At 74.1% G+C, this 6,893-nt stretch carries 5 protein-coding genes; all 5 read left to right on the top strand.

The features are described 5' to 3' along the window. Positions 1 to 253, top strand: a 253-nt coding sequence (locus ABD951_RS20240; RefSeq protein WP_345349206.1) for a hypothetical protein, incomplete at its 5' end; no start/stop codon positions are given. Between the two features lie 649 nt (positions 254 to 902). Beyond that, positions 903 to 2,774: a LuxR C-terminal-related transcriptional regulator gene (locus ABD951_RS20235; protein WP_425569903.1), complete on the top strand. Its 1,872-nt coding sequence runs from the start codon at positions 903 to 905 to the stop codon at positions 2,772 to 2,774. Positions 2,775 to 2,834: 60 nt separating this feature from the next. Continuing rightward, positions 2,835 to 3,404, top strand: a complete 570-nt coding sequence (locus ABD951_RS20230) for an NADPH-dependent FMN reductase (RefSeq protein ID WP_345349200.1) — start codon at positions 2,835 to 2,837, stop codon at positions 3,402 to 3,404. A gap of 284 nt (positions 3,405 to 3,688) precedes the next feature. Further along, positions 3,689 to 5,350, top strand: a complete 1,662-nt coding sequence (locus ABD951_RS20225; protein ID WP_345349197.1) for an Hsp70 family protein — start codon at positions 3,689 to 3,691, stop codon at positions 5,348 to 5,350. Positions 5,351 to 5,440: 90 nt separating this feature from the next. Continuing rightward, a complete protein-coding gene (locus ABD951_RS20220; RefSeq protein ID WP_345349194.1) occupies positions 5,441 to 6,784 on the top strand; it encodes a S1 family peptidase in 1,344 nt (447 codons plus the stop codon). Positions 6,785 to 6,893: the final 109 nt, after the last annotated feature.

Here is a 6,893-nt window from a genome sequence, read left to right as displayed (position 1 = left end):
GGCACCCGCCCCGGCACCCGCGCCGGCACCCGCCCCTGCTCCCGCCCCGGCGCCGGCACCCGCACCCGCGCCCGCACCGGCGCCCGCACCGGCGCCCAGCGGTGGCGGCGGAGCCGGCATCGGCCAGGGCATCGGCAACGCGGCGAACGGCGTCGGCCAGGGCGTCGGCGCGGTGGTGAACGGTGTCGGCCAGGGCGTCGGCGGCGTGGTCAACGGGGTCGGCGGACTCGTCGGCGGAGTCCTCGGCAACTGACGCCGAGTCGATTCCGGAACGACGAGGACCACTGAACGTGAGGGAGACGAAGATGCAGGCCCAGTTGTCGCGTCCCACGCCGGCCGTCGCCGCGACACCCGCGGTGCGCGCCATGCTCGACGGGGTCCGGACCGGACATCCGCACCTGTTGGTGCGCGGGACCGCCGGGACCGGGAAGTCGGCGCTGCTGACGCTGGTGTGCGAGCTGGTGCCGGGTCCCGTCGTCTCGGGTGTGCCCGCCGACGCCGAGCCCGCCGCGGGCGGCGCGGTGATCGTCGACGACGCGCACCTGCTCCCGCCGTCGGCTCTCGAGTCGCTGGCCGTGCTCGCCACCCGCACCGATCTCACCGTCGTGGTGGCCTGCGAACCGCGACCGGGGAACCCCGGCCTGCGCACCCTGACCGCGGCCCTCGACGGCACCGTCGTGCTCGGGAACCTGACCGCACGGGAGGTCGCGTTCCGATCGGAACGGATTCTCGGCGCGGCGATTCCGACGCAGCTGGCCGCGCAGATCCACCGCCTGACCGGCGGCGTCCCGCGGTGTGTCGACGCCGCCCTGTCGGCGTTGCGCGACTCCCCCACCCCGAACCTCGCGGACCGCACGGTCGCGGTGGCCGTCACGGCCTGCCACGCGGAGGTGCTCGGGACCATGGATCCGGAGCTGTTGTGCGCGTTGGCGATCGCGACCGCAGGTGCCGGCCTGGATGCGACCGAGTTGGCACGGGTGCTGGACCTGCCGACCGACGTCTGCCGGGAACTGGTGGAGCGGGCCCGCGCATGCGGGTTGCTGCAGCAGTCGGACACGCTGCTGGCGTCCGCGCGCGAACCGCTGCGGTCGATGCTCGGTGCCCCCCGGGTCGCGGCGCTGCACCTGGGTGCGTTGCAGGCCCGACGCGATCTCGGCACCCTCGATCTGGCGGCGGCCCGCGCCTACGCGGCGGCCGGGGTCAGCGATCCGGCTCTGGCCGAATACCTGTCCGCCCAGGCGGAACTCGTGGATCCGACACTGGCGACCGCACTGTACGAGGAGGCGGTGCGGGCGGGAGCCGACGCCGACGCCGTCGCGCTGCGACGCGCCGAGGCGGCCGGTCTCACCGGCGACCTCGACACCGCCGCGCGGCTCGCGGACGGCCTGCTCGAGCGGGCCGCGACAACCCCGGCGGCGGAATTGGCCGCGGCCGTGCGGATCGCGGCGAGCGTCGCCGCCCACCAGGGCATGCTGGTGCGCAGCGCCGACCTGTACGAATGGCTCGGCCCGGAGCGCACGGGTGTCGACCGGCCGATCGCCGAGACGGTGCTGCTGGCCGCGGGGCGCCCCGAGGCGGCCGCCGCGGCCGCCGCCGGCGCCGCGGACGCGCCCCCCACATCGGCAACCGCCGCCGAGGCCCTGCTCGCGCAGGGATTCCGGCAGTCGCTCGGCGGGTCCGCCCCGATCGCGCTCAATTCGCTGACCCGCGGAGTCTCCCTGTCCGCCAGCGTCTCCCGCTTTCGACTGGTGCCGGACAGCGGCGCGGCGCTGACCGCGCTGGCCGCGATGCACTGCGGCGAACTGGGCCGCGCCCTGTCGGTGCTGACGCGGGCGGTCGAGACCGACGGCGACGTCGTCGTGACCCGCGACCGGCATCTGCTGCTGACGGCGTGGGTGTCGATGCTGCGCGGCGACCTCGACGCCGCGGCCCGCACCGTCGACTCCCTGCCGGCCGTGCTGCGGCCGCGGGACGCGCTCTTCGCGGCCGCCCTCCGGGTCGGCGTCGCCCGCCGCACCGGCGACATCGGTTCGCTGCGCCAGTCGTGGGACGGCGCGCAGACCGTCGTCGCCGAGCACTCGGTGGATCTGCTGAGCCTGCTGCCGCTCGGCGAGCTGTGGCTCGGCGCGGCGCGACTGCAGGAAACCGACCGGGTGGCACATCTGGTCGACCAGGCCCGGGAACTGCTGACCCGGCTCGGCGAACCGACGCTGTGGGGCACCCCGCTGCACTGGTACGGAGTGCAGGCCGCGATCCTGACCGAGTCGCCCGCCGACCTGGTCCCGCACGCCCACGCACTCGGCATCGCCGCCGAAACCAGCACGTACGCAGCCGGACTCGCTCGCGCCGGCCGCGCGTGGCTGCGGGTTCTGCAGGGCGAGACGGACGCCGCCGAGGTCGAGAAGGCGGCGGTCGAGCTCGGTGCGGTCGGATTGCCGTGGGACGGTGCGCGCCTGGCCAGCGAGGCCGCCCTGCGCGTCGACGACACCGCGACCGCGACGACCCTGCTGCAGGTGGCGCGGTCGCTGCGACCGACACCCGCACCGAGCGACACCCCGGCCACCGAGCGCCCGATCGGCGGGGCGCTGACCGACCGTGAGTCCGACGTCGCCCGGCTGCTGGTGACCGGACTGACCTACCGCGACATCGGGGCCCGGCTGTTCATCTCCGCGAAGACCGTCGAGCACCACGTGGCCCGGATCCGGCGTCGCCTCGGCGCGCAGTCGCGGGCGGAGATGTTCTCCATGCTGCGGGCGATGGGGCACGGCGCGTAGGCTCGACAGCCGTATCGCAGCGGTACCGGAGATCCGACCCGATCGGTGAGAGGTGGCCCGATGTCGTACCAGGTTGGCGTGTTCGTCGGCAGTCTGTCGAAGGTGTCGATCAACCGCAGGCTCGCCACGGCGCTGCAGCGGTTGAGCGCCGGGACGAACCTGCACCTGCAGGAGATCCCGATCGGGAACCTGCCGCTCTACAACCACGATTACGACGCCGACTACCCGCCGCAGGGCCTCGCGTTCAAGGAGGCGATCGCCGGCGTCGACGCGCTGATGTTCGTGACCCCGGAGTACAACCGGTCCATCCCGGGTTCGCTGAAGAACGCGATCGACTGGGGGTCGCGGCCGTGGGGCCAGAACTCGTTCGCGCGCAAGCCGTCCGCGGTGATCGGCACCTCCCCGGGCAAGATCGGCACCGCCGTCGCCCAGCAGCACCTGCGCAGCATCCTCTCGTTCGTCAACTCTCCCGAACTGGCGCAGCCGGAGGCGTACATCCAGTACACCGAGGGCCTGATCAACGAGGACGGCGAGATCACCGATCAGGGCACCGCCGCGTTCGTCACCGACTGGCTGCAGAAGTTCGAGGTGTTCGTCGGCAAGGTCGTCAGCGTCAACCCCAGGCAGTGATCGTCCGATCCGGGTGCGCGTCGACGAGCGGACCTCGACCGGGGAACGGTGACACTGCCGGTACTCGTCGGCGTCCGACGCGTTCCCCCCTCGGCGGCTCCTGCCCGTCGTCCACGTGACGACGAGGGCGGCAGCCCGGCGTCACGACGGTGGTCGAGTACGCGACCACGCACCGCTGCACCACGGAACGCCCGCACCACCGATGCGCACGGCGCCTCCCAGCCGTGCCGTCACTCGTCGGCCCGGCCGGTCGCTACCCTGTCCGGGCAATCGATCAGCAACGGATGGGACGCGAGATGGCGGACGGGCAGGGTGTCGGACTCGGCGTCGGCACCACCTGGGCCGTCGCGGTCCTGCAGGCCGCGGACGCTCCGCTGACCGACCCGTCGGTGCTGGTCGAACCGGCGACACTGCGACTGTCCGACACCGCGGCCGAGCTCGGGGCCCCGGAGGACGAGCCGGGTGTGCTCGCCGGGTTCGTCGCCCACGTCGGCGACCCCGCCGGTGTCGCCACGGCCGACGGCGCCGCGTACCGCGCCGAGGACCTGGTCGCGACCGCGACCGCGGGCCTGCTCGCGACCGCGGTCGACCGGTTCCCCGGCCTGCCGGACGATCCGGGGGTGGCGGCGGCCCACCCCGCCCGCTGGGACGACGCGACGGTGTCCGCGTTGCGCGCCGCGTATGACCGCGCCGGACTCGAGCCGGTGACCCTCGTCCCGGACGCGGTCGCGGCGGTCGCCTGGCTCGAGGCCGCCCACGGGCCGGTCGGCGACGGGCTGGTCGCGGTGTACGACCTGGGCGCCGCCGGTGTCACGGTGTCGTTGGTGCGCACCGGGTCGCGCCCGGACCTGCTCCGGCCGGCGACGTTCTCCACCCTGTTCGGCGGCGACAGTCTCGACGACATGGTCGTCGAGCACGTCCTCGTGTCCGCCGCCCCCGACCTCGGGCTTCTCGACCCCACCGACCCCACCACCCGCGCCGAACTCGACCGGCTGCGGGCGCGGTGCCGGGACGTGAAGGAGCAACTGTCGTCGACGGACGCCGTGACGGTGCCGGTCACGGCCGCCGGCGCCGACACCGCGGTGACGGTGACGCGTGCGGAACTCGAGGAGATGCTGCGCGGCCCGCTCGCCGGATCGCTGTCGCTGGTCGAGGAGACGGTCCGCGCCCACGAACTCGACCCGGCGCAGCTGCGATCGGTGCTGCTGACCGGCGGCGGGGCGGCGATCCCGATGCTGGCCGAACTCGCCGCGACGCTGCCGGTCCCGGTGGTCGCGGCGCCCGACCCGAACCGGATCGCGGTCCACGGCGCCGCGATCCTCGCCGCCCACGGCGGTGCCGTCCCGGTTGCCGGCAGTGCCGCCGCGGCCGGGGCGGCACCTGTCGCCGAGCGCGACACGGACTCCCTGCCTGCGGTGCCCGCGCCGGCGACACCGACCGCGTTCACCGAGGCCGGGCCCGGCCGGCCGGTCCACGCGCCCACCCCGCCCCCCGGCCCCCGCGGCAGGGTCCCGCTCGTCGCCGCCGGGATCGCTGTCGCGCTGGTCGTCGCGGCGGTCGCGGGCGCGGCCGCGATGTCGCGGTCCGAGGACACCGGCGGCCGGCCGCTTCCTCAGTCCGAACCGACGACGACAGCGACCGTCGACCCGGCCCCGACGTCCCGGGCGGCGACGTCCACGACTCGGGCGAGCGCCCCGGCCACCGACCCGGACACCGGCCCGGCCACCTCGCAGCAACCCGTCCGCACGACCGTCGCCACCACCGCCGCCCCCGCCCCGCCACCGGCCGTGACGACGCAACGGCCGCCGGTGCTGCCGACCACGACGACCAGGGTCGTCGCGACAACGGAGGAGTCCCCGACGACCACCACGTCGGAGACGACGACCACCACGACAACCACGGAGCCGACCCCCACCCCGACCCCCGAGGACGCGACGACTCCCTGATCACAACTTCCTCACCTGCAACGACAACGGACCGGTCCGGTGTGGCCTATGGTGGTGCGCTGACACCCCCCACCGCACCGAAGGGTTTTCATGCGTCTGCCGCTGGCGCTGCGCGCCGCCATCCTGGTCTCCGTCGCTCTTCTACCGGCCGGCGCCGTCGCGCAGGCCGCCCCGCGAGAGCCCCTGGCGACAGAGAAGCAGGCGCAGCAGCTGCCCCCCGAGCTGGTCGAGGCGATCGACCGCGACCTGAAGCTGACGCCCCAGCAGTACCTCGAGCGCGCGGAGACGGCGCAGCGTCTCGGCGAGTACGCGAACGCGCTGCGGACCTCGGACCCGCACACCTTCGCGGGGTCGTGGATCGGCACCGACGGACATCCGATGGTCGCCGTCACCACCACCGAGGCGGCGGAGAAGGTGGCGCGCGACGGGTACGGCACCCGGATCGTCGCGGTGAGCGAGCAGCAGCTCAACGGATCGCTGGCGGAGGTGAACCGGTGGATCGCCTCGCTGCCGGGAGAGCTGTCCTCCCAGGTCAACTCGACGTCGATCGACGTGCTGAACAACCAGATCGTCCTCGACGTCGTGAACAGCCCGATCGGCCGGGCGCTGAACCTGCCGACGCTGCTGGCGACGCTGAAGGTCGTGCTCTCCCCGGACCGGGGCGGCCCGGTCGACCGTCGCCCGCAGGGCGGCGACAGCTATGTCACCTCCGCGAAGCCGCTGGAGCCGTCCACGACGCCGGAGCAGATCGGGGTGTGCTCGTTCGGGTTCAACGCCGTCGGCGGTGACGGCGCCGCGTACAACGTCAGCGCCGGACACTGCGACCCGAAGCAGGAGACGCCGGGCGTCGCGGAGGGTTCGCCGGTGTACCTGCCCGACTACGCCGACGTCACCCGCAGCACCCGGGTCGGCAACTTCGTGCACTCGGAGATGGGCATCGAGTCGGACGGCCTCGACTACTCGGTGATCAAGCTGAACCAGGCCGGCGTCGACGCCGGCCTGAACCGGCCGGCGGTGCGCGGCGCGAACGGCACCACCGTCACGGTCAGCGGCACGGCCCGCCCGGTGGTCGGCGCACCGATCTGCAAGTCGGGCCAGTCGTCGACGTTCACCTGCGGGATCGTGCTCGCCGACTCCGTCGACGCGCCGCTGGAGATGGGTGACGGATCGGTCCGCCTGGTGCGCGGCTTCGCGGGCTCGACGTGCACGCTCAGCGGCGACAGCGGCGGCGCGATCCTGACCGGGACGCGCGCCCTCGGCGTCACGTCGGGTTCGAACGCGAGCGGCGCGCCCGACTGCACCGAGGCGAACCTGGTGCTGGCCCTCGACGGCGGCACCGCGAGCATCGGCATCCCGATCGAGCAGGTGCTCGACCGGGCGAACGCGACGGCGGGCCTCGATCTGCGGGTGCGCACCGAGGCACAGCCTTCCTGATCATCGGCGCCTCAACGGGCGGCCATGGTGGGTTCACCCCGCCGTGGCCGCCCGTTCACATTCGGCCCGGACATTCCCGGCGATTCCCGAGACACGGTGCGAGAGCACG

The organism is Rhodococcus olei (genome assembly GCF_039540555.1).
Classification (GTDB): Bacteria; Actinomycetota; Actinomycetes; order Mycobacteriales; family Mycobacteriaceae; genus Rhodococcus_G; species Rhodococcus_G olei.
Note: the sequence above shows the minus strand (reverse complement) of the source record. Positions and strands in the feature narration are given on the sequence as shown.

Bases quoted from the DNA above. Each gene is read 5' to 3' on its own strand.
- ABD951_RS20235 (WP_425569903.1), top strand. From the start codon at position 903: ATGGATCCGGAGCTGTTGTGCGCGTTGGCGATCGCGACCGCAGGTGCC.
- ABD951_RS20230 (WP_345349200.1), top strand. From the start codon at position 2,835: ATGTCGTACCAGGTTGGCGTGTTCGTCGGCAGTCTGTCGAAGGTGTCG.
- ABD951_RS20225 (WP_345349197.1), top strand. From the start codon at position 3,689: ATGGGACGCGAGATGGCGGACGGGCAGGGTGTCGGACTCGGCGTCGGC.
- ABD951_RS20220 (WP_345349194.1), top strand. From the start codon at position 5,441: ATGCGTCTGCCGCTGGCGCTGCGCGCCGCCATCCTGGTCTCCGTCGCT.